Source organism: Serratia oryzae (assembly GCF_001976145.1).
Lineage (GTDB): Bacteria > Pseudomonadota > Gammaproteobacteria > Enterobacterales > Enterobacteriaceae > Chania > Chania oryzae.
Genome location: NZ_MOXD01000067.1, coordinates 1 through 516, shown reverse-complemented (window position 1 = coordinate 516; position 516 = coordinate 1). Strand labels below are relative to the sequence as shown.

The following is a 516-nucleotide window of genomic DNA, read 5'->3' as shown; positions in this document are numbered from 1 at the left end:
CGGTATTGGCGAGATTGCCGCCTTTGGCTTGCTCCAACGCCACCGCTTGGCCCGCTTGCACGCCAGACAGCGCCGCCTTGGTGCCTTGTAACGCTGCCAGGCGACCGTCGGTTTCTTTCTGCGCCTGCTGCGCCGTGTTGACGGCAGTGTTCACCGCACCGCCTGCTGCACCAGACAGCGCGACGGTCAAGCCACTGGTTTTCTGCTCAACGGTCTCATCCCGACGCGTGATATCGTGCCCAGGGTCAATCTGTACGCTGTCACCGGTCACCGACAGGTTCTGGTTGGCAATCACATCGGCACCGCCGATATGGGCTTTGCCGCCCGCCACGATGCTCACATCGCCCCCGGTCGACCCGATGGTGCTCACACTCTGGCTTTGGGTGGTGCCGTCTTCGTTCACCTGATGGCGTGACGAGGTGCTGCCAACAGTGAAGCCCAGCCCACCGCCGCTGAACACACCGCTCTTTTTCTTCTCATCCAACCGATAGCTTGATTGCTCTTCGGTGGCGGCCA

The 516-nt window shown here is 62.0% G+C and carries 1 pseudogene; it reads right to left on the bottom strand.

The features are described from left to right. Positions 1 to 516 (bottom strand): annotated as a pseudogene (locus BMI79_RS22930) (hemagglutinin repeat-containing protein); the annotation flags it as partial.